Source organism: Streptomyces sp. H27-C3 (genome assembly GCF_030063415.1).
In the GTDB taxonomy this organism is placed as follows: Bacteria; Actinomycetota; Actinomycetes; order Streptomycetales; family Streptomycetaceae; genus Streptomyces.
Window position 1 is genome coordinate 33,922 of record NZ_JASITA010000018.1, and the last position, 22,051, is coordinate 55,972.

Here is a 22,051-nt window from a genome sequence, read left to right on the forward strand (position 1 = left end):
AGAAGGTAGCGAGGCGGTCGGGCCGTGGTCAATGCCATTTCGACACGCGGACACGGGCTCTTGAGGGATGGGCAGTCCGGCCCGCTGGACGAGGATGGGAGAATGGGGAGATGTCCGATGTCTTCACCACCCGCATCCTGCGCGTCATGACCGGTTCGGACGAGACCGTGAGTGACCTTACGCGCGACATTGAGCAGTTCCTCGACGAGGCGGCGCACGGCAGGAACGGCCTGCTCAATGTGTTCGTTCCGCATGCGACCGCCGGAATCGCGGTCATCGAAACGGGCGCGGGCAGCGACGACGACCTGCTCGCCGCGCTGCACACCCTGCTCCCGGCCGACGACCGCTGGCAGCACCACCACGGCAGCCAGGGCCACGGCAGGGACCATGTCCTGCCCGCCCTCGTGCCGCCGCACGCGACACTGCCCGTCGTCGGCGGCCGGCTGGAGCTGGGCACCTGGCAGTCCGTCTGCCTCGTCGACACCAACAAGGACAACCCCGACCGTCAGGTGCGGCTGAGCTTCCTGGGCTGACGCCCCCGGGTCGTTGGCGCGCTGCCTGCGGTAGGCGTCGGCGCGCCGCACGAAGATCTCGCGCAGGGTCGTGCGCCGCCCCCGGCGCGGAGCCGGCCAGGGGGCGCTGAAGCGTCAGGAGGACATCGGTCGTCGCAGCCGCCGGCGGGCGTTAGGTGATCACTCCGCAGCGCTCCAGCGGGTCACCGACGATGCTGAAGTCCGGCAGCACCGTGGAACCGAGGTCCTCAGCCACCATCAACTTGCCCATTTCCGCGCCGTCGGTGGAGTACGGGAAGGCCGGGTCACGCCCGTCGAGCAGACGGTGGACATAACGGTGCATGACGTAGCCGGAGCGCATCACGATGAGGGGCTCGCCCAGCAGGTCCTCGACGCTCACCGTGCTCAGGGCCCGTCAACGGGCTGCCGGTCCGCAGGCAGACCACGGGGCGCCCCCGCAACAGCTCGGTGGTGTGCAGGCCGGGTGGTTTGTCGTCGCCCTGGAGGTAGTTGACGAGACCGAGGTCCAGGCTGCCTTCCAGGAGGTCGCGGTGGATCCCGGCCTGCTGGTCTCCGGTCACCTCGATCCGGGTCTCGGGGTGTGACGCCCGGAACTTCTGGATCGTCGGCACGAGCAGGGGAACGGTGGCCGAGTTGACCGTGCCGAGCCGGATCATGCGGCTGTTTCGGTGCTGGTCGTCTCGGCCCTGGCGAGCCTGAACCTGAACCGGTACTGGCGCGACGCGCGCACTGACACCCTGCACGATCCGGCCCGCTGGAAGGTGCAGCACATCGGCCGCTACGTCCTCAGCGGCACCCGGCCGCCCCGCCACGGCCTGCTCTGAGGGCACCGGCGCGTTGCCCGAACCCGCCCCCGAACCCGGAGATTTCAGTGAGCCTCACCTTCCACTGGCTCCTGCCCACCTACGGCGACAGCCGGCACGTCCTCGGCGGTGGTCACGGCCTGCCCGCCGGTGCGGCGGGCGGCGAGCGCCCCGCCACCCTCGGGTATCTCACCCAAATCGCCCGTGCGGCGGAGCAGTTGGGATTCGAAGGAGCGCTCACCTCCACCGGGGCCTGGTGCGAGGACGCCTGGCTCACCACCGCGATGCTGGCGCGCGAGACGGAACGCCTGAAGTTCCTGGTCGCCTTCCGCCCCGGCTTTGTATCCCCGACCCTCGCCGCCCAGGTGGCCTCGACATTCCAACGCCACGCGCCCGAAAGGCTGTTTGCTCAATGGTGTCACCGGGGGAGAGGCCCACGAACAGCGTGCCTACGGTGACTTCCTCGACAAGGGCGACCACCGGCTCGGCATCGACGTGTTCATCCTGTCGCGCCATCCGCACGTCGAGGAGGCCTACTGGTTCGGGGAGGGTGTGCTGCCACTGCCGGCCGAAGCCGGTCTGTGGACCCACCCCGCCGTGCTTCCCGTGCAGCCCGACCTCCAAGTGCCGTTCAGCGCAGGGGTGTCCCGCTGACCAGCCAGGATCGACCCCGCTAGCCCCGCAGTACGACCGTGAAGCTGCGGCCGTACGCGTGACGGGTGTCGAAGTCCAGCCGGGTTCCGCCGGGGACCCGGCTCACCCGTATCCCGTCGTCCGATGTGACCTTCCTGAGGGACCGGCCCCGGACGAGGACACTGACCTGGTCCCGGCCCATGGTCGGGTCCGCCACGGCGACGGTGGTCGGACCGCGCCGAACCCGCTGAACGATCACCGACGCAGGTCCCTCGACTCGCATCCCGGCGGTTTCGTGGCGGCCGGGCGCGAAGGAATTGACGGCCGTCAGACCGAGCCGGGTGTGGGTGACGGCCTGTAGGCACGGTGTGTTCGCCAGGATTTTCAATGGGCCATCACCGTCGGATCCGTCGCCGCGATGCCGGTCGCCGTAGGACCTCAGGCACGCTTCGTCCGCGTTCGGCACCAACGCGTAAGCGAGGCGGGAGGGCCGGGCTCCGGGCGCCAGGTCACAGGTCACGCCGAGGACCGTGCGGGACACGGCGGTGTCCGGGTTCGACGTACGGACGACCCGGCGGCTGCGTGTGACCCCGTCCAGAGAGACCCTCACCCGCGGAGTATCGAGGAAGAGATAGCCGACAGCGGCGCCCCGGGTGGCGTTGGCGTAGCGCAGCCAGCGCAGGTCGGCCGTGCCGGGGCCATTCCAGGGGCGGCCGTCGCGGAGCATCCCGGTGACGGCGAGCCGGTCGTCCGGTGCGGCGGTGCGCGCATCGACCGTCGTGGTCACGGCGCGTCCGGTGGTGTCGCCCACCCCGGCGGCGAGCACCACGATCTCGTCGTCGAACAGGAACCACGACTTGGTCGCCGTCGCGTTGCGGTAGGCCACGAAGTCTTCCGGCAGCACGCCCGCCGCCTTGTCGCGGTGAGCGACATCGCCGGACTGGACCATGCCGATCGCGCCGTACGCCCCGAGCACCGCCCCGCCCGAGTGCCGGGCGGTGCCGCACGGGAAGTACACATAGGTGTTCTGCGACGCGGACGAGGAGGTGAAGTTCAGCGGGTGGCCGGAGTCGTCGTAATACGGCTTCCCGTACAACTCAGGGATCGAACGCCGCTGTTCGACCGGCGCGGTGACACCCGCGAGGCCGTACGGCGGGACCGTGGTGAAGTAGTCGACGCCGTACGCCCGGGTCTGGTCCTGCCCCGCCAGGTAGAGGTAGTACGCTCCGTCGCCCTGGAACCACGGCATGAGGTTCTCGCCGCTCATGTACTCGTACTTGCTGATCCGCTCGGAACTGCGCGCCAGCGCGAAGGCGTAGCCGGGCCTGCGGTGCACGTTCCGGTCCATGGCGTTGAAGGCGACGCTGCGCGAGGCGGGGTTGAGGTCCGCGGGCGGGACCGAGTCGTCGCCGAGGATGTCGGCGTAGCGCACGATGCTGACCGGGGAGACGAAACCGGCCGGATCGAGTGCGGCGCGCGACGTGGCCCGCAGGTGTTTGACGTAGCTCTTCAGCGCGGTGGCGTCGGCGCCGCTCGCGAGCGAGGAGAGGTCGACGACGGCCTCGACGACCACCGTGACATCGGTGTAACCGGTGTCCGGACGCGACACCGCCCGCCCCTTGACGATCTCCATCATCCAGCCCTCGAAGATCAAGGGGGCGAAGCCGTTCCGCACCCAGCCCTGCACGGTCGGCACCAGTTCCGCGCCGTGCGCGAAGCCCGTACCGCCGAGGATCTTCAGCGTCTGGACGATACGGGTCAGCAGCCCCTTGCCGTACGAGCCGGTGTAGGCGACGGAGGCATGCTGGATGAAGGACCCGTCGGCGTAATACCCGTCAGTGACACCGTGGTTGAGGCGGTACGGGTCGATAGTGGCGAAGACCGTCAGCTGATCGGTGAGTGCCTTGCGGATCCGTGACTCGTCACCTAGGAGGGCGCCCTGCAGGATCCTGTTGGTGGTGATGTCGGCGAGGTTGGCGCCGGTGTGGAAGCGCGAGTCCAGGTTCACGTCGCCGTTGAGGCCATTGCGGAGGTACGCGTCCATCGAGGCGACGTAGGTGGGAAGGAGCTCGGGACGCTCTGCCCGCACCCGGTCGTCGAGGAGTACCAGGGTCCTGCTGATGTGCTGGGAGATGCCGATCTCCCAGTGGAACCAGTTGCCGTAGTAGCCCCGGGACTGGTCCCCGTAGTACTGCTCGTGCAGCCTGACGAGACCGTCGAGCACCCGGCGTTGCGCAGCGGCGCTTTGGTGCAGATCCGGGGCGGCGCCGCCCGGTATGCGGGTGGCGAGTGCTATCTCGTACAACTGCCGGAAGGCGGTGCTGAGATTGGCCTCATTGGCGCCGAGGGCCAGGCCCGCGAACAGCTCGTCCGGCCCTGCGGCGTCCATCGAACCGAGGTGGGCCCGCGCCCTGTTCTCGACGGCGGCGAGCTTGACGGCCGTCTCCGGCCGGGCGTTGGACTCGGCGGTTCCGGCAAAGACCGCCACGGTGTTGGAGAGGAGACGCGCGCCGTCGGCGGCGGCGTTCGCCGGCCGCGCGGGGATCACCGTCAGGAGACCGGCGGCGGACAGGGCGGACAGCAGGAATCTGCGGCTGATCTCCATGGCGTCCTCCGCCGTTGGGGCGACACTCCGGCGCGCGGAGTCAAGCAGATGCCTCGGCCGGCGACAAGGTCCACAGCGTGGCCATGTCCACCCATGGGCGGCTCGACGTCGCGTGTTGTGGACGGGAGTTGCAGCTCCGCGGACGTGCCGCGTGGGGCCGGGGGATTCCGGACAGCTTTCGAATGTGAGCGCAGCCACGCCATTTGGGGTGCGGCAGGAGATCCTTCACGAGATGGCCGCATCTTCCGCAAGAAGTCCTGATGGAACGCCGTTTCGCCACCAGGACAGAAAGATCAGCTTCGTTCAATTCTGCACTTCGCATACCCGTCTGTCCGTATAGCGGTGAACCAACCCGCTGCGACTACTGCTTACCGGACGTCTGGCTGTAGGCATATGCCAGGACGGCCCACCGGGCTGCGCCGGCCCTGACCGAGCCGAACACGCCACCGGTGACACACCGTCAATGACGAGGATTCCGAGGCCTTCTGCCTCCGAGTCCACCGAAGCGCAGTCATATCTGGGGGATTTTCCATGTCTCAACTCACCCGCCGTCGCGCCCTGGGCGCCGCAGCGACCGCTCTGACCGGCCTCGCTCTGACGGGCTTCGCGCGGACGGCCGGCGCGTCCGGCCCGCGGACCGCAGGGCAGCATCCCGAAGAGCACTCGGGACACTCCGGCCATGATGGGCCGCAGTCGTTCAGCGAGACCTTCCAGGGGCGTCGCATACAGGGCGCGCCGTCGGACGGCGGAGGCCACCACGGGGGGCACGGGGGCGGCTACTCCGTGCGGATCGACGGCGAGGAACTGCACGTCATGCGGAACGCGGACGGCACGTGGATCAGCGTCGTCAACCACTACGAGACGTTCGCGAACCCGCGCGCGGTGACCCGCGCCGCCGTGATCGAGCTCCAGGGCGCCCAGCTCGTCCCCCTGGTCTGATCCCGCAAGGCATCCCGCAACGCGCGATTCCGCCGTCCATTTCCTGAACCGGGGAGCACCCTCATGACCGTACGCAAGAACCAGGCGAACCTCACCACGACCGAGAAGCGGGCCTTCGTCGACGCGCTGCTCGAACTCAAGCGCAGCGGCCGGTACGACACGTTCATCACCACCCACAACGCCTTCATCATGAGCGACACCGACAACGGGGACCGGGTGGGCCACCGGTCGCCGTCCTTCCTGCCCTGGCACCGCAGATTCCTCATACAGTTCGAGCAGGCGCTGCAGGCCGTCGACCCGACCGTCGCACTGCCCTACTGGGACTGGACGGTGGACCGCACCGCCGCCTCCTCCCTGTGGGCGCCCGACTTTCTCGGGGGCACAGGTCGCAGCAGGGACGGACAGGTCACCGAAGGGCCGTTCGCCTTCGGTGGCGGCAGATGGCCGGTCACGGTAAGGGTCGACGGTCGCGGCTTCCTCCGCCGGGCCCTCGGGTCGGGTGTGCCGCAACTGCCCACGCGCGCGGAAGTCGACTCCGTGCTCGCCATGCCCACGTATGACACCGCGCCCTGGAACAGCGCCTCGGACGGGTTCCGCAACCATCTGGAGGGCTGGCGCGGCGTCAACCTGCACAACCGGGTGCACGTCTGGGTGGGCGGACAGATGGCCACCGGCGTCTCGCCCAACGACCCGGTGTTCTGGCTGCACCACGCGTTCATCGACCGGCTCTGGGCCCAGTGGCAGGCACGCCACCCCAACTCCGCCTATCTGCCGGCCGCGGGGACGGCCAACGTCGTTGACCTCCATGACGTCATGCGCCCCTGGAACGACGTGACGCCGGCCGACATGGTGGACCACACCAAGCACTACACCTTCGACACCGTTGCGTAGCTGGTGCCGCGGCAGGTGACGTCTGCCCGTCGAGGAGCGGTGTCCGGTGCGTGCTCTCGGCGTGCCGGCCGGAAGTCCTCGTACTGGACCGTACTTGGGCTTTCGGCCGGTGCGGCGAAGGGGGTCCTTCGCTGTTCGAGCGAAGCCGAGAACTTGGGGGCGCGTGCCGGGCGTCGTGACGGGGCCAATGTTGCCTGGCGCGGCACTAGGGAGTTGACGGGACGGGCGCCGGCCGGCGGAGCCAGTCGTACGCCGCCTGTGCGGTGAACTCGCCCTGCCCCCCTGGGAAGAGCAACTCGGCCGCGGTGAACGCCGGGTCGCCCTCGGTGCCGCGCACATAGGGGACGGCGATGCAGCGCATACCCGCCGCGCGCGCCGCAGCCGCGCCGGGTGCGGCGTCCTCCAGGACCACACAGTCCGCCGGATCGGCGCCGATCCGGCGGGCGGCCTCCAGGAAGATGTCGGGAGCGGGCTTGCCGTAGGGGACTTCCTCGGCGGAGACCACGGTGGTGATCAGCGCGTCGAGGCCGGTGCCGGCGAGTACCGCCTCAATGGCGGCGAGGGAGGACCCGGACGCCACGGTCATGGGGACGCCGTCGGCGTGCAGCCGCTGGACGAGCGCGAGCATCTGGGGGAAGACCTCGGTGGATACGCGGGCCAGCTCCAGGTAGAGCCGGTTCTTCCGGGCCAGCATCTCGTCCAGCGGCGCCTCGATCCCGTACTGCGCACGCAGGACTTCCAGGGTCTCGCGGGTGCCGATGCCGATGAAGCGACTGTGCTCCTCCCAGCGGAAATCCGCGACACCGTACTGGGCGAGCAGGCGCTTGCCCGACTCGTAGTAGTTCGGCTCGCTGTCCACGAGGGTGCCGTCGAGATCGAAGATGACCGAGATGCCGCGCGGAGTGCTCATACCCCCAGCATGCCAATCCGGTGATCAACGCGACGTACCGGCCGCCCTGCCCACCGCCTCGACCAGCGGAAGCAGCCGGTGCGCGACGCGCTCGCGCAGCGCCACCTCGGTGCGGGTGCGCACCACGCCCGGCAGCTGGATCAGGTGCTGGATGATGTCCTCCAGGTGCCCGTTGTCGCGCGCCGCCACCCGCGTCAAGAGATCGCCGCCGCCGGTGATGGAGAACGCCTCGATGATCTCGGGAACGGCCGCCAGGGCGTCCCCCACCTCGTCCAGATGCCCCTGGGTCACCTCGACGTGGACGAAGGCCAGCACCGGGTGGCCGAGTGCGGCGGGGGACAGGGACGGGCCGGTTCCGGTGATCACACCGTCCCGCTCCAGCCGGTCCAGCCTGGCTTGAAGAGTGCCCCGCGCGATGCCGAGGATCCGGGCGTATTCGCGCACGCTGCTGCGCGGCTGCTCGATGAGCAACCGCAGGATGCGCGTGTCGAGCTCGTCCACTGCCATGATCCGTTGGTCTCCCTGTGGCTCGACTGTCGCGGCTTTGACTGTACCAATGGCACAGTCGTGGGGAGCTGAGTTGAGCCACCGACCCACTAGATGCTTTCCTCTGGGTATTGATGGCGCCGCGCAGCGCCGGGACGGCGACGAAGCCGCTTTCCGGATCCGCGGCGCCTTTGCCATGCCTGCGGGGACACCCAGCGGAACAAGGGGGGCGGCGGACCGTCGTGAAGAGGATGTTTGTGGCTCCGGACCCGGGGCGCGTGCGGCTGCGCTTCGCAGCCCGTGGTGTGCTGGGGATCGGCCTCGCAGTGGTGGTGTGCGGTCTGGCCGGGCATTCGCTGACCGCGTCCATCACGGGCGGTCTTGCGGCCCTCCTCGCGCTCTTCACCGTCGCGGATCCCACGATCCGCGGCCAGGCTGTCACTACGGCACTGCTACCCGCCGTCGGATTTCCCGTGCTGGCCTTGGCGGCAGCGCTGCATGACGGCCCGCTTGCGCGGAACGCGGCGTTCTTGGTGATCGTGGGCGTTGGGGTCTATGCCCGTAAGTGGGGGCCGCGGGGGCATGCCCTCGGGATCTTCGGGTTCATGACCTTCTTCGTGACGCAGTTCTTGCACACGGTTCCCGGTCAGCTGCTGGAGCTGTACGGCTCGCTGCTCTTGGCGCTCGCGTCGTCCTCTGCCGTGCGCTTCGTGTTCTGGTGCTACGAGCGGAGCGTCGTTGTGCCGGCCGTACCGGTCATCTCGGCCGGCAGAGGTCTGGCACGCGTGACGACACGGCAGGCGGTGCAGGCAGCCATTGCCGGCGCCTTCGCGCTCGGCATTGGCCAATTCCTCTCCGAGGACCGCTGGTATTGGGCGGTCGGCACCGTGTGGTGGGCCTTCGTGAACACCACGTCGCGCGGTGAGACCCTCGTCCGTGGTTTTCGGAGAGTGCTCGGAACTCTGGTCGGAATCGCCGTCGCCATGGGGATCGCCGTGCCGCTGCACGGCGCGCCGCTGCCTACCGCTGTTCTGCTCGCCATATGCGTCTTCGCGATCTTCTACACAGCTGCGGTCTCGTATTCCTGGATGATGCTCGCGGTCACCCTGATGACCGGCCTCCTGTACGGAATGCTCGACGTTCTCGACGCGGAACTCCTCGCACTGCGCCTCGCTCAAACCGGCGTAGGAGCGCTCGGCGCGGTACTCGCGGTGCTCCTGATCCTTCCGGTCACCACCCACGAAACCACCGACGCCTGGATACGCCGCGCCCTTCGCTGTGTCCAGTCCTGCACATCCGAGGCAGCCGCTCGACTCGCCGGCACCCCGAATGTGGACCCTGCCCCACGCGTGGCCGAACTCGAACTGCTCCTGGGACGCGTCAGGCTCTCACTCGCCCCCCTGGTGCACCCGTTCAACCCGTTGCGCGCACGCAAGGCGCGGGCTCACCAGATCCTCGTACTCCTGGACCTGTGCATGCGAGAGGTGCGGGGGCTGGCCAATGTGGCAGCCGATCCGGCCGCCTCACACGACATCCGTCTCGCAGCCGCCTGCTGGCGCGTCGAGGCGGCCGTGGAAGCGCTGATGAACCCACAAGGCTCTGCAGCCCCGATACTGGCAAAAGCCGAAAGCGCCGCAGCGCATATGGACCACGCCGCCCTGACGCACCTGCACGGCCTGGAGCGAGCCCTTGCCGGACTTGTTACGCCTCTGCACAGCATCCCGAGGTCACCCTTTACCGGGATGTCGGCTGCGCGGTAGCACCGCGAGCAGGCGGACATCGAAGGGGGCCAGGCGGCGCAGGACGCCGAGACCGATACGGCCGGCGGCGACCGTACCGACGTGCATGCCTTCCAGGTCGTAGGAGCGGGCGACGTAGTCGGCGATGTTCCAGCCGCCGTCGAGAACCCACTGGTGGGAGGGCAGGTAGTTGCGTACCAGGGAGAGGGGCATCATCACGACGTGCTCGGCGACGCTGATGCTGTGCGGTAGGTGACCTCGGCGACGGTGACACCCCCTGTTGTGGCGCCGTCGAGATCGACATGGTCCGAGCCGATCCCGGCGGTGATCGCGAGCCTGAGGTTCTTGACCGCCGCGAGACGCTCGGCAGTGAGATACGCGGGCCACAACGGCTGGGAGATCACCACGTCGGCGTCGGGGAGTTCGCGGTCGAACACTGAGCCTTCGCGGTCCTTGTCGGAGGTGACGACAAGCGTGTGTCCCCGGCTCTCCAGGAAGGAGCGCAGGCCGAGTTCACCGGAGACGCTGCCGAGCAGATGCCCGGGCGTGAAGTCCGTGGCGGACGGCGTGGGGGTGGTCTGGCCTCCGGGGTAGCGGGTCGATGCGCGGGAGGTCGTCGCGGGCGTAGCTGGTGGGGTGTCCGTCGACCGGGTCGGCGTACAGCACTCAGAGGATCTTGGCCATGGCTGGGCGGCTCCTCATCCGTTTGCTGCGGGAAGTGCCTCTCACGGTGCCCGCTGCCTGAGACCGGGGGCAAAGCGAACGTTTCTATGTCGGAGTAGGAGAGAACTATGCGGGCCGATACGGGTGTTGGCCGAAGTGGCCGTCGACGAGCTCGTCGAGCGCGGTGCGAACCGGGATCCGGCGCGCGAGTACCAGGAGGGCCTTTGCCATGGGGGACTCGGAGCTGCGGTCGGCGACGGCCAGGCCGACATTGGGCCCGGGCGCCGGGTACGCCATGGGGACCACCCGCATGCTGTCCGGGACGCCGAACATGTGCAGCCAGGCGTGGGAGATGACGCTTGACCACTGCCCCGCTCCGAGGTGTGCGTACAGACCGGCCACGGTGTCCGTTTCGATCGCGGGTACGACGGTTGTCCCCTCGGCGGCGAAGCACTCGTCCATCAGCCGCCGGTTGCGCATCTGCGGCGAGAGCAGGCGCAGCGGTAGCGCCGCCACTTGTGCCCAGTTCGTCACGCGGAGATCCGCCAACGCACCCCGCGCCGGGCACGAGCAGCAGGTACCGCTCCTCGTAGAGCGGGGTCCTGCGGACGCCGTGCAGGCTGTCGTCGTCCAGGTAGGTAAGGGCTATGTCCAGTTCGAACTCGGTCAGCCGACGGGTGATGTCTCGCGAGGACAGGGACCGCAGGGACACGGGTGCCTGCGGGTGCCTCGAGCGGAACGGTGAGGTCAGCAGCGACGCGGCCGGCAGCGCGGTGGGGATCGTGCCCAGCCGCAGTGTCCCTGTCCGCGCACCGCGCATGGCCGACAACTCGTGTTGCAGCACGTACCGTTCGGCGAGAATCCGGTGTGCCACAACAGCGCCCGGTCGTCTTCGGGGGCAGCCCCTCGATGCGGCGGCCCCTGCGCACGATGGGTACGCCGAGTTCGTGTTCCAGCTTGCGTATCGCGGCCGACAGCGGCGGCTGCGACACGAAGCAGGCGGCCGCCGCGCGGGCGAAGTGCCGCTCCCGGGCGAGCGCGACCAGGTATTCCAGCTGACGCAGTAACACGCTTGGCTCCCCTTGCCCTTCGGGTACTCGTTGGTCATCCTGCGCCCGGTTCGCGTCCGACGGGAACTGCTCAGAGGGCTACTACCGTTACTTCGGTCGCTTTGACACTGCTCCAGACGGGAGTCCCTTCGGCGAGGCCGAGCTCGGCGACAGCCTGCGGGGTGATCTCGGCGACGAGATCCGGTGCCTGATCCGAGGTGATCAGGACACGCAGCCGGCTGCCGCTGGTGGTGATCTCCCGTACCGTGCCGCGCCAGACATTGCGGGGGCTGCCGGTGGGCTTTTCCCGGTGTACGGCGACGGCTTCCGGAGCGATGATCGCGAGGCAGTTCGTGCCGGGCGGGAGCGGGTCCGCGGCAATGAGGGCGCCGCCGCCGGTGAGCTGGAGGCCGTCGTCGGTGGCTGTGCCGGGCCAGGCGTTCTTGCCGAGCATGCGGGCGACCCATGGGGAGCGGGGGTGGCGGGTGACTTCGGTGGGCGGGGCGTCCTGCAGGGCCCGCCCGTCATCGAGGACGAGGACCCGGTCGGCGAGCGCGACGGCCTCGACGGGGTCATGAGTGACGATCAGGCATACACCGCCGAAGCCGTCGAGATGGCGGCGAAGGGTGTGCCGGACGTGAGCGCGAGTGGTCTGGTCGAGGGCGGCGAGCGGTTCATCGAGCAGGAGCAGCCGGGGGCGGGCGGCCAGCGCCCGGGCGAGCGCAACGCGCTGGGCCTGGCCTCCGGAGATCTGAGCCGGTCTGCGGTGCGCGAGATGGCCCACGCCGAGGCGATCCAGCCACTTCTGGGCGCTGTGACGGGCCTCGGCGCGCGGCACACCGTGAGCGCGGAGCCCGTACGCGGTGTTGGCCAGCGCGTTCATGTGGGGGAAGAGGGCACCGTCCTGCGGGACCCAGGCCACGCCCCTGCGGTGCGGGGGCAGTGCGGTGACGTCGGTGTCGCCGAGCCGGAGTTCGGCGTGGGCGCGCGGAGTGAGGCCGAGGAGTGCGCGCAGCAGTGTGGTCTTGCCGGCGCCGTTGGGGCCGACGACCGCGATGGTGGTCCCGGCATCCGCGTCGAGGGTGAGGCTGTTGAACCCGGTGACTGTGGCGTGGAGCGGCCAGCTCCCCCCTGCGCCGTCGGGGCCGGACGTGACCGCCGGTGCGGTAGGTGTGTCCTTCAGCGGGGCGGGGCCGGAATCGTCCGTCGGAGTCTGCGGCTGTGCTGTGGCGGTAGTTGGGATGCCGGTCCAGCGTCCGCGCAGTGCGATGAGCACGACCATGGCGATGGTCAGCAGGAGCAGGGAGACCGAGGTGGCGGCTTCCGGGTTGTCCTGGAGGAGCAAGTACACCTGGAGTGGGAGGGTTTGGGTGGTGCCCGGGAGATTGCCGGCGAAGGTGATGGTCGCGCCGAACTCGCCCAGGGCTCGCGCCCAGGTGAGCGCTGCGCCCGCCGCGAGTCCGGGGGCGACCATGGGCAGGGTGACGGTGAAGAACACCCGTACCGGCGAGGCCCCCAGGGAGGCTGCTGTTTCCTCGTAACTCGGGCGGAGCCCGCCCAGCGCCCCTTCGAGGCTGATGATCAGGAAGGGCATCGCGACGAACGTGGCGGCGAGGACGGCGCCGGAGGTGTGGAAGGGCAGCGTGATGCCGAAGGTGTCCTCCATCCACGGCCCGAGGAGGCCGCGCCGACCGAAGGCGAGGAGGAGAGCGACGCCGCCGACCGTGGGAGGCAGCACCATCGGCAGCAGGACCAGGGAACGGACGAACGCCTTGCCGGGGAAGTCGACACGGGCCAGCAGCCAGGCCAGCGGGACCCCGAAGACGATGGAGAGGCCCAAGGCCCACGCGGAGACGACCAGCGACAACGTCAGCGCTTGAGTCGTGCCTTCACTGGTCAGGTGAGAGCCGAGTCCGCCCCAGGAGGTACGGGCGAGGATCCCGATCAGGGGCAGCAACAGGAAGGCGATGGCCAGGAGCGCGGGGATCGCCAGGGCGATCGGTGCGCGGGGGCCCGTGGTGCGGCGGGGGAGGCGTTTCATCGTCGTGTCCTGAGGCTGGAAGACCGGTGCGCGTGGCCTTGGCTTCATGCAGCCGGGGCCACGCGCACAAACACCTGTCGGTTACGGCTGCTGGAAGCCGGCGTCCGCGAGGATCTTCTGCGCCTCGGGGGTGGACAGCCACGCCACGAACGCGGTCGCGGCCTCGCTGTGCTTGGACGTCTTCAGGGTGGCGGCCGGGTAGGAGGCCACGGCGTTCTGCGCGTCGGGGATGTCGATCGCCTCGACCTTGTCGGTGGCCGTGGCCGCGTCGGTCTTGTAGACGAGACCGGCGTCGGCCTCGCCGAGCTCGACCTTGCTGAGGACGGCGCGGACGTTGGGCTCCTGGGAGACCGGCTTCACGTCGATCTTCTGGGCGTCGAGGATCTTCTTGCTGTAGCGGCCGACCGGCACCTCGGGCGCGGCGAGCACCACCTTGAGCTTGGTGTCGGCGAGGTCCTTGAGGTTCTCGACCTTCTCCGGGTTGCCCTTGCCGGTGGCGATCACCAGGCGGTTCTTGGCGATGACGGTCGGCGCTCCGGTGTCGGACTTCAGCCCGTCCATCGTCTTGGTGTCCGCGGTCACCAGCGCGTCCGCGGGCGCACCCTGCTTGACCTGGGCGGCCAGCTCCTGCGACCCGGCGAAGGAGAACTTCACCTTCGTACCGGGGTTCTTCTTCTCATACGCGGCGCCGGCCGATTTGAACACGTCGGTGAGCGAGGAGGCGGCCAGCACCGTCAGATCGGCCTTCGGCGCCCCGGTCGCCGACGCGCTGGGCTTGGTCGCCGAGTCCTTCGTGTCGTCGTCGCTGCCGCACGCGGTCAGCGGAAGGAGCAGGCCCGCGGTGACAAGAGTGGCTGCGGCACGGCGTCTGGTGAAGGTGAGGAACATGAGGGTGGAACTCCTTGGGGACGCGGCCGGCTGGTGCCGTCCGAGCGGATGGTGGTGAGCCGCGCCGAATGGGGCCTCCCCCGCTCAAGGCCGTTCGAGAGCTTGGGGAAGGGCGACGTCGCTTGGGTGGCGGAGCGGATCAGGTGCGGTCGATGTGCACGCTGGTGGACTTCACGCGGGCGGTGGCCTGCATGCCGACTTCCAGTCCCAACTCCTCGACCGCTTCCCGGGTCAGGAGCGAGACGAGTCGGTGCGGGCCGGCCTGGATCTCGACCTGGGCCGCGACGTCGCCCAGCTTGACGGCGGTGACGATGCCGGGGAACGCGTTGCGGGCCGAGGTGTAGGACGTGTCGTCCTCCCCGGCACCGCTCTGAGCCACCTCGATGGAGAACGCGGCCAGGTCGCGCCCGTCGATGAGGCGGCGCCCGCTCTCCTCGCGGTGGGTGGCGACCCGCCCGGCATCCGCCCAGCGGCGGGCTGTGTCGGGGCTGACGCCGAGCAGACGAGCGGCCTGCCCAATGGTGTAGGACTGCATGTGCCACATGTTAGGCACTTTGAGCTTGCATTTCCAATGCCTGATGTGAAACTCCATAGCAGATGCGAGACCAGTTGGAGGATCGCCCGAAGCGCGCGCGAAGGAGTTGCGTCGGGGTGAGTGCGGGGCGCGAACCCGTTGCCTCTGCTTTGCCAGGCGACTCGCCTGTTCGGCCTCGCGCCTGCGTCGGGCGGCCGACCTGTTGGCCGCAGGGTGGTTAGGGTGAGGAATGCAGACCGGAAAATACCCGGCATTTCAGCATGAATGCGAGGCGCCTCCTTCATGGACCTGAGCATCCGTAACCAGATCCCCGGCACCGTCACCTCCGTCACCGCGGGCGAGGTGATGGCCACCGTCAAGGTTCGCCTGACGGGTGGTCAGGAGATCACGGCTGCGATCACGCGCGAAGCCGTCAAGGAACTCGGTCTCGCCGAGGGGACCTCGGTGCGCACGCTGATCAAGTCCACCGAGGTGTCCGTGGCCACCGGCGCCGTCCAGGGCCTGAGCATCCGTAACCAGATCCCCGGTACGGTCACCGACGTCGCTACCGGCGGCGCCATGGCGAGCGTCAAGATCTCCGTTCAGGGCGGCGAGCTGACCGCGGCCATCACCAAGGACGCTGTGACCGATCTTGAACTCGCCTCGGGTGCATCCGTCACCGCTCTGATCAAGTCGACGGAGATCTCGCTGGCCGCAGTCTGACCGGGCGCCGCGCCGTCGGCCTAGTCGGTCATCGGCCAGGCGCCGACCCACACCCGGGTGATGGCGCTGATGTAGCCGCACCGGTCGGCGGGCACCACCAGCTGGCTGCCCGCACCGTCCAGGTCCTGGTCGTCCAGCCGGGTGGCCAGTAGGACGGGGATGTTGCCGAAATCGGCGTCGATCTCCGCCCAGGGCCGTGCCCATGCGGCTCTCGGGAAAACCCGCCAGGCCGTCGACGACTACGACACGGCCATCGCGATCACACCGCTGCCCCAGTACCTCCTCGGCCTGGGTGAACTCCAGCAGTCCCTCGGCCGTAAGGAACAGGCCGAAACGCAGTACGGGCTGCTGCGCGCCCAGGACCGGGTGCGTACCGCGAGCGGAGCCTCTGCGGACGTTGACGCGATCCTCTTCGAGGCCGATCACGGCGCCCCGGAAAGAGCCGTCACCATGTGCCGCCGCGCAGTGCGCGCCAGGCTCTTCATCGCCATGCGCGACGCCTGCGCCTGGGCCCTGCGTCGCGCCGGCCGTGCCAGGCAGGCACTGGTCCACGCCGACCAGACACTCGCGCTGGGCACACGCAGCGCTCCGTTCCACTACCACCGGGCAAAAGTCCACTACGCCCTGGGGGATGTGACCGCCGCCCGCAAGGACTTCGGCCAGGCGATGGCCATCGACCCGCGCTTCCACCCGCTGCACGCCACGCACGCACCATGCTCCGCAGAACGGCACTCGATGAACCTGGCCTCTCGCCGCACCGCATCCGGCCTCGTAACGGCCTTGCTGGTCTGCGCGTCCGCGGTGGCTGCGGCTCCCGCCGCCACTGCTCACCCCCTGGGAAACTTCACGGTCAACCACTACACCGGGCTGACCCTCCACCCCGGCCGGATCGACGCCCTGGTGGTTGTCGACCGGGCCGAGATCGCTGCCGCGCAGGAGCACCCGCTCGTCGACCAGGACCACAACGGACGCATCGACACAGGGGAAGGCGACGCGTACGCCTCACGCGCCTGCACGGCACTCGCCGCCCAACTGCGGGTGGTGACAAGGAGACACCCGTAGGGTCAGAGCGTGCCGGATACCGGCCCGTGCCCGCACAGGCCCCGCCAAGCACCCCGGGGCCGACGCGGCGCTCAGGGACGTCCATGAGCTCGAAAGGGCGCTGCGAGCTCGCAGCGCCCCTGCGCGCGCTCTCGCGCGGGCCTCTTGTAAGCGCCTGAGCTGGGGCCTGGACAGCAGGTCCTTGAACAATGCACATGTACCCGGCATCCACAGGGTGGATCAGCGCACCCAGGGGGTAACCCGGCGGCATCAAAGGGGTGACCGGCGCGGGTCGCGCGGGAGCGGTCCGTATCCCCTTCAGTCCGGGGGTGCACGCCATGTGGAAGTACCGTCGTCGATTCGTGGGCCAGGACTCAGTGCAGATCCCTCCCACGCCGCACACCGGGCAGCGCGAGAGGCCGGCCGGGGCGCCGGACACGCACGTGGGGTGCCCGGTCGGCCACACGCAGAGCCCGGACCACGTGCCCGGCACGCTGAACCGGCAGGCCGAGGAATTCATCCTGCTCCACCACCGTGAGGAGCACGCCGCCGCCGACACGGGCGACACGGAGCGCCGGCTCGCTGTCGTACGGGCCGAGATCGCCGCCACCGGAACGTACCGGCACAGCGCCGCGGAACTCGTCTTCGGGGCGCGCGTCGCCTGGCGCAACAGCAACCGTTGCATCGGCCGCCTCTACTGGCGGTCCCTGCGCGTCCGCGACCGCAGGGACCTCGGCGAAGCCCCGGACATCGCCCGGGAGTCCGCGGACCATCTGCGGGAGGCCGGCAACGGCGGCCGGATCCGCCCGCTGATCACCGTGTTCGCTCCGGACACCCCGGGCCGCCGCGCCCCACGCATCTGGAACGAACAGCTTGTGCGGTACGCGGGCTACGCCACGGCCGACGGCCGCGTCGTCGGCGACCCGCGCAACGCCGGGATCACCGCGCTCGCGCTGCGGCTGGGCTGGCCGGGCGGCCCCGGCACACCCTTCGACGTACTGCCCCTGATCGTCCAGGACGGTGAAGGAACGCCGCACTGGTACGTGCTGCCGGACGACGCGGTGCTCGAAGTCGAGCTGCGCCACCCCGAGGGCGGCTGGGGTGCGGAGTGGGGACTGCGCTGGCACGCCGTGCCGGCCATCTCCTGCATGTGCCTGGAGATCGGCGGCATCTGCTACCCGTCGGCGCCCTTCAACGGCTGGTACATGGGCACCGAGATCGGCGCCCGCAACCTCGCCGACACCGACCGCTACGACCTGTTGCCGCGCGTCGCCGAACGGCTCGGGCTCGACACGTCGAGCGACCGTTCGCTGTGGAAGGACCGCGCGCTCGTCGAGCTCAACCGCGCGGTGCTGCACTCCTTCGACCGTGCGGGCATCACCATGTCCGACCACCACACCGAGTCGTCGCGCTTCCTCACTCATCTCGACCGGGAGGAGGCGAAGGGGCGCGGAGTGGGAGCGGACTGGTCGTGGATAGTGCCGCCGATCTCCGGTGCGGCGACCCCCGTCTTCCACCGGACGTACGACACGACCGAGCGGCGGCCCGCCTACGTGCACCACCCGGAGGCGCTGGCGCACACCCGGGGAGAGCCTTTGGTCTAGACCGCTCGGCGCCCTGCTAGCGTCGGCCCCGCAGCACGATCAACTGGCGGAAAGGGGCTCCACGGTGAGCAGCAACAACGCGGCCGGGCGCGCATTCATAGGGTCGTTCACCTCGGCAGGGGGGCACGGGATCATCGCAGCGGCCGTGGACGGTGAGACGGGCGCGCTGACCCGGCTCGGGGCGACGGACACGGTCCAGGACCCGTCGTTCCTGGCGATCGCGCCCGGCTCCTCGGTCCTGTACGCCGTCAGCGAGACCGAGGACGGGGCCGCGGCGGCGTTCGACGTGTCCGGTGACGTGCCCCGGCCGCTCGGCGGCGCGGTGCCGGTGGGCGGTGCGTCGCCCACCCACCTCGCGCTCGCCGCCGGGCATCTGATGACCGCGAACTACGGCTCGGGGAGCGTCACCGTGCTCCCCGTGCGCGCGGACGGCGCACTGGAGGCCGCCACCTGCGTCCTGCACCACCGCGGCAACGGCCCGCGCGCCGACCGTCAGGAGGGGCCGCACGCGCACCAGGTGCTGGCCGGCCCCGGCGGGCGATGGGTGCTCAGCGTCGACCTCGGCACCGACTCCGTGCGGGTCGGCGACCTCACCGCCACCACCGGCACCCTACGCGTGCACGCCGAGACCCCGCTGCGGCCGGGCACTGGGCCGCGCCATATGGCCTTCCATCCGGACGGCGGTCACGCTTACGTCCTGAACGAGCTGGAGCCCACCCTCACCGTCTGCCGGTGGGACGCCGAGTCCGGCATTCTCGTACCGCTCGACGAGACGCCCGTGGTGGCGGCCGGCACCGAGGGAGAGGTGCACCCCTCCGAGGTGGTCTCCGCGCACGACGGGCGGTTCCTGTGGGCGGCCAACCGCGGTCACGACAGCATCGCCGTCCTCGCACTCGACGCGACCGGCGCCAAGGCGGAGCTGGTCACGACGGTGCCGTGCGGCGGCCACTGGCCCCGCGACCTGACGCTGGACCCGACGGGACGTCGGCTGTACGTCTCCAACGAGCGCTCCGGAGACGTCACCTGGTTCGACATCGACCAGGAGACAGGCATCCCGCACCGCACGGGCTCCATCGAGGCGCCCGCGGCCTCCTGCGTCGTCTTCGGCTGACGGGCGTCGCGCGGGTGCACAGGCCCGCACAAGCCCCAGGAGCGGCACGAGGAACGCGTGAAGGGCCCGCACCGAGTGATGAGTGATCGGATGCTGTTGGTTAATTCGGGTCCTGCTTCGCCCCGCCGGATTTATCCGGTGGGGCGAAGTGCTGCGAAGTGGCGGGTGCGGGTGCGGGCCCGTGGTGTTTCGGTGAGGTGGGCGTCGATGCGGGCAAGGTTGATCGCGGCGCCGGTGAGCTGGTGCTGGAGGCTGGTCTTCGCCAGGCCCCGGTAGTGGGATCTGCGCTGGCCGCAACGTGCAACGCTCTGGGAGATGGTGCCTTCGACGCCGGCACGGATCTTGTAGCGGGTCTTCCAGCCGTCGGTCTGCTGGAGAGCGCGGGTGTGCTGGAGGGTCTGGTGCTCGTCCTGCTGGCGCAGGGTGAGTTCTCTGCGTTCGGCCCTGGGTGAGCTGACGCAGTCGCGCAGTGCGGGGCAGGAACGGCAGTCGGCAGGGGAGGATCTGACCCGGATCACCCCAAGTCGCTGCTGAGAACTGCGCAGGGCCCACTAGGTGCTGGTGGCTCCGTTCGGGCAGGTGACGTGCTGCCGGTCCCAGTCGATGGTGAAGGCGTCCTGTCCGTGGCCGCCACCGTTCTTCGACTGGGCGACGGTGACCGCTTGCAGCGGCCCGTGCAGTTCGATGCCGTGCTCACGCCGGGCGGTCGCCAGTGCGGCGGCGCTGGGATATCCGGCATCGACCCAGTGCTCGCCGGGCAGGCAGTCCCGCGCGGCGAGGGAGGCATGGATCGGGCCGGCCATCACGCGGTCCGGGACGGTGGCGTCGGTCGTGGCCACGTTCGTGATCAGGTTCGGGGTGTCCGGCTCGCAGGTCTCGGTGAGATGGGCCTTGTATCCGTCCCACAGGATGTCGCGCTTCTTACGACCTCGGGGGCTCGGGGTCATAGGGCGTGACCAGGCGCGTCGCGCCCGGCGGGCGGTCTTTTGGGTCCCGCCGCCGCACCTCGCCCCCGACCGGGTGGAAATACTGGACCCACATCTGCCGCAGGATCTTCACCCGCTCCAGCTCCCGCAGCCCGGCCGGTGCCCGGGTCGAGAAGACGGCCTCAAGCAGCCGCGTTCCGTCCCTCCCGATCCGCTCACCGACCTCCACCCGCCTGGCGTGCGCCTTGGGGAACCGGGAGTCCTCGGCCCGGGTGGTGTAATGCCTGAACCAGTCGGGTTCGGCGATCTCCACCAACCAGTCGGGGGCAGCCTGCGCGAGCGCGTTCAACGCCGAACGGAGCGTCTCCGCGACCATCTCCAGCCAGCACAGTTCCCGTGCCGCGGACTGCACATGCGTGGCGTCAGTACGGGCCCGGCCCGCCGTCTTCAACAGACCCTTGTCCCGGGCCGCGTTCAGGATGCCGTCCAACACCCGTCGGCCCGCGTCCGCTTCGACGAGACGGTCCCGGAACTCCGACAACACCGAGAAATCAAAGCCTGGATCACCGAGTTCCAGCGCGAGCGCGTATTTGAAGTCGATCCTCGCCCGCACCGCCTCCGCGGCCTGCCGGTCGGTGAGCCCCTCCACGAACTGCAACACCAGCACCAACGCCAGCCGCCCCGGTGACCAGGCAGGCTTCCCCCGCGCCGGGAAGAGATCCGCGAACTCCTCGTCGCTGAACCACGGACCCAGCTCGTCCCGGACCCGGATCGCCAGGCTCCCCTTCGGGAACGCGGCCCGCGCCACCCGCACCGTCTCCGCCGGGACCTCCCCCGACCCCTTCGGCCGCATCGACATCTCCACCCACCCCATACGACAACGTCGGCCTTCAAGACCACAACCAGGTCTTGAAGGCCGACGTCACGCTCAGGCCCGAATTAACCAACAGCGTCCGAGTGATCGGTGCGGGCCCTTCGACGGCTCCCGGCGGTCAGCGGACCGGCGCCCCCTGGGTCTGCTGCTGCGGCGCGATGCCCAGCGCCGTCGAGTAGTGCGACAGCACGAGCTTGCCGATCGCGGGGTACGCGCCCAGCGGCTCGGCCGTCGCGCAGTCGGCCTCCTTGACGGCGGTTTCGAGCAGGCTGTCCGGTACCTCGGGGCCGATCGCGTACGGAGCGAGCGCCAGTTGCGCCGAACCCGAACCACGCAGCTCCTCGGCGGCGGCTGCGATCGAACCCTCCTGGTCGAGCGCGGCGGCCAGCACCGGCACGGCGAGCCGCGCGGCCAGCAGCATGCCGGTGATGCCGGCGGCCTGCACGGCCTCGTCGCCGCCCACAGTGGCCAGGATGATGCCGTCGGCCGCCGTGGTGACCGTGAACAGCCTGGCGCGGTCGGCGCGGGCCAGACCGGCCTCGGAGAGGCGTACGTGCAGCGCCTCGGCGAGCAGCGGGTGCGGGCCGAGGACATCGGTCAGCTCGGCCGCGGCGCGGCTGTCCATGACGGCCTGACGTATCCGGCGCATCAGGGCGTTCTCCGGGCCCGCCAGCAGCGGCACCACGACGGCGACGACGCCCTGCGGCTCCGTGGCGTCGCGGCCCGCGGCGAGTGCCTGCTCGTAGCGGGCGGTGCGCTCGGTGGCGGCGTGCGCGAGCACGCTGCCGAGCGAGGGGTATTCGGCATCGTCGCCGTCGAGGTAGCCGATTCTGGCGTCAAGGCCGGGCAGCTCGGAGCGGGCGATGCTGATGACTTCTTCCGCCAGGCTGCGCGGAGCGCTGCCCGGGGCGCCGGGGACGGCGAGGACGAGCGCGGGCGCGCCCTCGGGCGCCACCGCGGGTTCCGGGCGGCGGTGCCGTCCGGACTGGCGGGGTCGCGGCATTCGTACAGGCAGGCCGGATGCTGGCCCAGTGGGGGAGCTCATGGCGCCGCATGCTACTGGCTTTGGGTGCCCGAC

General features: G+C 69.9%; 16 protein-coding genes and 8 pseudogenes. 10 read left to right on the top strand and 14 right to left on the bottom strand.

Going from position 1 to position 22,051, the window contains the following annotated elements:
• The first annotated feature begins 110 nt into the window (after positions 1 to 110).
• Positions 111 to 533 (top strand): secondary thiamine-phosphate synthase enzyme YjbQ, encoded by a 423-nt coding sequence (locus tag QMK30_RS19395; protein WP_283519553.1) that lies wholly within the window; start codon positions 111 to 113, stop codon positions 531 to 533.
• 33 nt (positions 534 to 566) lie between these two features.
• Here the strand turns inward: QMK30_RS19395 and QMK30_RS19400 are convergent.
• A pseudogene (locus QMK30_RS19400) lies at positions 567 to 1,225 on the bottom strand (LysR family transcriptional regulator substrate-binding protein); the annotation flags it as partial.
• Between QMK30_RS19400 and QMK30_RS19405 the strand changes: the two are divergent.
• A pseudogene (locus QMK30_RS19405) lies at positions 1,214 to 1,357 on the top strand (SfnB family sulfur acquisition oxidoreductase); the annotation flags it as partial. The pseudogenes QMK30_RS19400 and QMK30_RS19405 sit on opposite strands and share 12 nt — an antisense overlap.
• Positions 1,358 to 1,404: 47 nt before the next feature.
• Positions 1,405 to 1,811 (top strand): annotated as a pseudogene (locus QMK30_RS19410) (LLM class flavin-dependent oxidoreductase); the annotation flags it as partial.
• 198 nt (positions 1,812 to 2,009) lie between these two features.
• Here the strand turns inward: QMK30_RS19410 and QMK30_RS19415 are convergent.
• Positions 2,010 to 4,574, bottom strand: a complete 2,565-nt coding sequence (locus QMK30_RS19415) for a polysaccharide lyase family 8 super-sandwich domain-containing protein (protein WP_283519554.1) — start codon at positions 4,572 to 4,574, stop codon at positions 2,010 to 2,012.
• Between the two features lie 531 nt (positions 4,575 to 5,105).
• Here QMK30_RS19415 and melC1 point away from each other — a divergent pair.
• The gene (gene melC1, locus QMK30_RS19420) at positions 5,106 to 5,513 is read left to right on the top strand and encodes an apotyrosinase chaperone MelC1 (RefSeq protein WP_283519555.1); all 408 of its coding nucleotides are present in this window, start codon (positions 5,106 to 5,108) and stop codon (positions 5,511 to 5,513) included.
• Positions 5,514 to 5,576: 63 nt separating this feature from the next.
• On the top strand, positions 5,577 to 6,404 hold the full coding sequence (melC2, locus tag QMK30_RS19425; RefSeq protein ID WP_283519556.1) for a tyrosinase MelC2: 828 nt from the start codon (positions 5,577 to 5,579) through the stop codon (positions 6,402 to 6,404).
• Positions 6,405 to 6,609: 205 nt separating this feature from the next.
• Here melC2 and QMK30_RS19430 read toward each other — a convergent pair whose 3' ends face one another.
• Positions 6,610 to 7,314, bottom strand: coding sequence for an HAD family hydrolase (locus tag QMK30_RS19430; protein ID WP_283519557.1), 705 nt, complete (start codon positions 7,312 to 7,314; stop codon positions 6,610 to 6,612).
• Positions 7,315 to 7,338: 24 nt separating this feature from the next.
• Positions 7,339 to 7,821, bottom strand: a complete 483-nt coding sequence (locus tag QMK30_RS19435; RefSeq protein ID WP_283519558.1) for an Lrp/AsnC family transcriptional regulator — start codon at positions 7,819 to 7,821, stop codon at positions 7,339 to 7,341.
• 230 nt (positions 7,822 to 8,051) lie between these two features.
• On the opposite strand from QMK30_RS19435, the gene QMK30_RS19440 reads away from it, so the two are divergent.
• Positions 8,052 to 9,560 carry an FUSC family protein gene (locus QMK30_RS19440; protein WP_283519647.1) on the top strand — a complete coding sequence of 503 codons (1,509 nt, stop codon included), beginning with the start codon at positions 8,052 to 8,054 and terminating at the stop codon, positions 9,558 to 9,560.
• A gap of 9 nt (positions 9,561 to 9,569) precedes the next feature.
• On the opposite strand, the pseudogene QMK30_RS19445 reads toward QMK30_RS19440, so the two are convergent.
• The 7 genes and pseudogenes from QMK30_RS19445 to QMK30_RS19475 form a co-directional block, all read right to left on the bottom strand.
• Positions 9,570 to 10,205, bottom strand: a pseudogene (locus QMK30_RS19445) (NAD-dependent formate dehydrogenase); the annotation flags it as partial.
• Positions 10,206 to 10,328: 123 nt separating this feature from the next.
• Positions 10,329 to 10,736: a LysR substrate-binding domain-containing protein gene (locus QMK30_RS19450; RefSeq protein ID WP_283519559.1), complete on the bottom strand. Its 408-nt coding sequence runs from the start codon at positions 10,734 to 10,736 to the stop codon at positions 10,329 to 10,331.
• An 88-nt stretch (positions 10,737 to 10,824) separates the two neighbouring features.
• A pseudogene (locus QMK30_RS19455) lies at positions 10,825 to 11,022 on the bottom strand (LysR substrate-binding domain-containing protein); the annotation flags it as partial.
• Between the two features lie 148 nt (positions 11,023 to 11,170).
• Positions 11,171 to 11,272: pseudogene (locus QMK30_RS19460) on the bottom strand (LysR family transcriptional regulator); the annotation flags it as partial.
• A 70-nt stretch (positions 11,273 to 11,342) separates the two neighbouring features.
• Positions 11,343 to 13,292, bottom strand: coding sequence for an ABC transporter permease (locus tag QMK30_RS19465; protein ID WP_283519560.1), 1,950 nt, complete (start codon positions 13,290 to 13,292; stop codon positions 11,343 to 11,345).
• Between the two features lie 81 nt (positions 13,293 to 13,373).
• Positions 13,374 to 14,180, bottom strand: a complete 807-nt coding sequence (gene modA, locus QMK30_RS19470) for a molybdate ABC transporter substrate-binding protein (protein ID WP_283519561.1) — start codon at positions 14,178 to 14,180, stop codon at positions 13,374 to 13,376.
• A gap of 139 nt (positions 14,181 to 14,319) precedes the next feature.
• Positions 14,320 to 14,715: a TOBE domain-containing protein gene (locus QMK30_RS19475; protein WP_283519562.1), complete on the bottom strand. Its 396-nt coding sequence runs from the start codon at positions 14,713 to 14,715 to the stop codon at positions 14,320 to 14,322.
• A gap of 282 nt (positions 14,716 to 14,997) precedes the next feature.
• Between QMK30_RS19475 and QMK30_RS19480 the strand changes: the two genes are divergently transcribed.
• Positions 14,998 to 15,417, top strand: a complete 420-nt coding sequence (locus QMK30_RS19480; RefSeq protein ID WP_283519563.1) for a TOBE domain-containing protein — start codon at positions 14,998 to 15,000, stop codon at positions 15,415 to 15,417.
• A gap of 20 nt (positions 15,418 to 15,437) precedes the next feature.
• Here the strand turns inward: QMK30_RS19480 and QMK30_RS19485 are convergent.
• Positions 15,438 to 15,608, bottom strand: a pseudogene (locus QMK30_RS19485) (molybdopterin-dependent oxidoreductase); the annotation flags it as partial.
• 298 nt (positions 15,609 to 15,906) lie between these two features.
• On the opposite strand from QMK30_RS19485, the gene QMK30_RS19490 reads away from it, so the two are divergent.
• From QMK30_RS19490 to QMK30_RS19500, 3 genes are all read left to right on the top strand, one after another.
• Positions 15,907 to 16,479, top strand: a complete 573-nt coding sequence (locus tag QMK30_RS19490) for a tetratricopeptide repeat protein (protein WP_283519648.1) — start codon at positions 15,907 to 15,909, stop codon at positions 16,477 to 16,479.
• A gap of 461 nt (positions 16,480 to 16,940) precedes the next feature.
• Positions 16,941 to 18,062: a nitric oxide synthase oxygenase gene (locus QMK30_RS19495; protein ID WP_283519564.1), complete on the top strand. Its 1,122-nt coding sequence runs from the start codon at positions 16,941 to 16,943 to the stop codon at positions 18,060 to 18,062.
• Positions 18,063 to 18,126: 64 nt separating this feature from the next.
• Positions 18,127 to 19,173, top strand: a complete 1,047-nt coding sequence (locus tag QMK30_RS19500) for a lactonase family protein (protein WP_283519565.1) — start codon at positions 18,127 to 18,129, stop codon at positions 19,171 to 19,173.
• 131 nt (positions 19,174 to 19,304) lie between these two features.
• Here the strand turns inward: QMK30_RS19500 and QMK30_RS19505 are convergent.
• Positions 19,305 to 20,958: pseudogene (locus QMK30_RS19505) on the bottom strand (IS1182 family transposase).
• 133 nt (positions 20,959 to 21,091) lie between these two features.
• Positions 21,092 to 22,018: a sirohydrochlorin chelatase gene (locus QMK30_RS19510; protein ID WP_283519566.1), complete on the bottom strand. Its 927-nt coding sequence runs from the start codon at positions 22,016 to 22,018 to the stop codon at positions 21,092 to 21,094.
• Between the last annotated feature and the right edge of the window lie 33 nt (positions 22,019 to 22,051).

What these genes read in the sequence shown, in the direction of transcription:
- QMK30_RS19395 (WP_283519553.1), top strand. Translation starts at nt 111, where the DNA reads ATGTCCGATGTCTTCACCACCCGCATCCTGCGCGTCATGACCGGTTCG.
- QMK30_RS19415 (WP_283519554.1), bottom strand. Translation starts at nt 4,574, where the DNA reads ATGGAGATCAGCCGCAGATTCCTGCTGTCCGCCCTGTCCGCCGCCGGT.
- melC1 (WP_283519555.1), top strand. Translation starts at nt 5,106, where the DNA reads ATGTCTCAACTCACCCGCCGTCGCGCCCTGGGCGCCGCAGCGACCGCT.
- melC2 (WP_283519556.1), top strand. Translation starts at nt 5,577, where the DNA reads ATGACCGTACGCAAGAACCAGGCGAACCTCACCACGACCGAGAAGCGG.
- QMK30_RS19430 (WP_283519557.1), bottom strand. Translation starts at nt 7,314, where the DNA reads ATGAGCACTCCGCGCGGCATCTCGGTCATCTTCGATCTCGACGGCACC.
- QMK30_RS19435 (WP_283519558.1), bottom strand. Translation starts at nt 7,821, where the DNA reads ATGGCAGTGGACGAGCTCGACACGCGCATCCTGCGGTTGCTCATCGAG.
- QMK30_RS19440 (WP_283519647.1), top strand. Translation starts at nt 8,052, where the DNA reads ATGTTTGTGGCTCCGGACCCGGGGCGCGTGCGGCTGCGCTTCGCAGCC.
- QMK30_RS19465 (WP_283519560.1), bottom strand. Translation starts at nt 13,292, where the DNA reads ATGAAACGCCTCCCCCGCCGCACCACGGGCCCCCGCGCACCGATCGCC.
- modA (WP_283519561.1), bottom strand. Translation starts at nt 14,180, where the DNA reads ATGTTCCTCACCTTCACCAGACGCCGTGCCGCAGCCACTCTTGTCACC.
- QMK30_RS19475 (WP_283519562.1), bottom strand. Translation starts at nt 14,715, where the DNA reads ATGCAGTCCTACACCATTGGGCAGGCCGCTCGTCTGCTCGGCGTCAGC.
- QMK30_RS19480 (WP_283519563.1), top strand. Translation starts at nt 14,998, where the DNA reads ATGGACCTGAGCATCCGTAACCAGATCCCCGGCACCGTCACCTCCGTC.
- QMK30_RS19490 (WP_283519648.1), top strand. Translation starts at nt 15,907, where the DNA reads ATGCGCGACGCCTGCGCCTGGGCCCTGCGTCGCGCCGGCCGTGCCAGG.
- QMK30_RS19510 (WP_283519566.1), bottom strand. Translation starts at nt 22,018, where the DNA reads ATGAGCTCCCCCACTGGGCCAGCATCCGGCCTGCCTGTACGAATGCCG.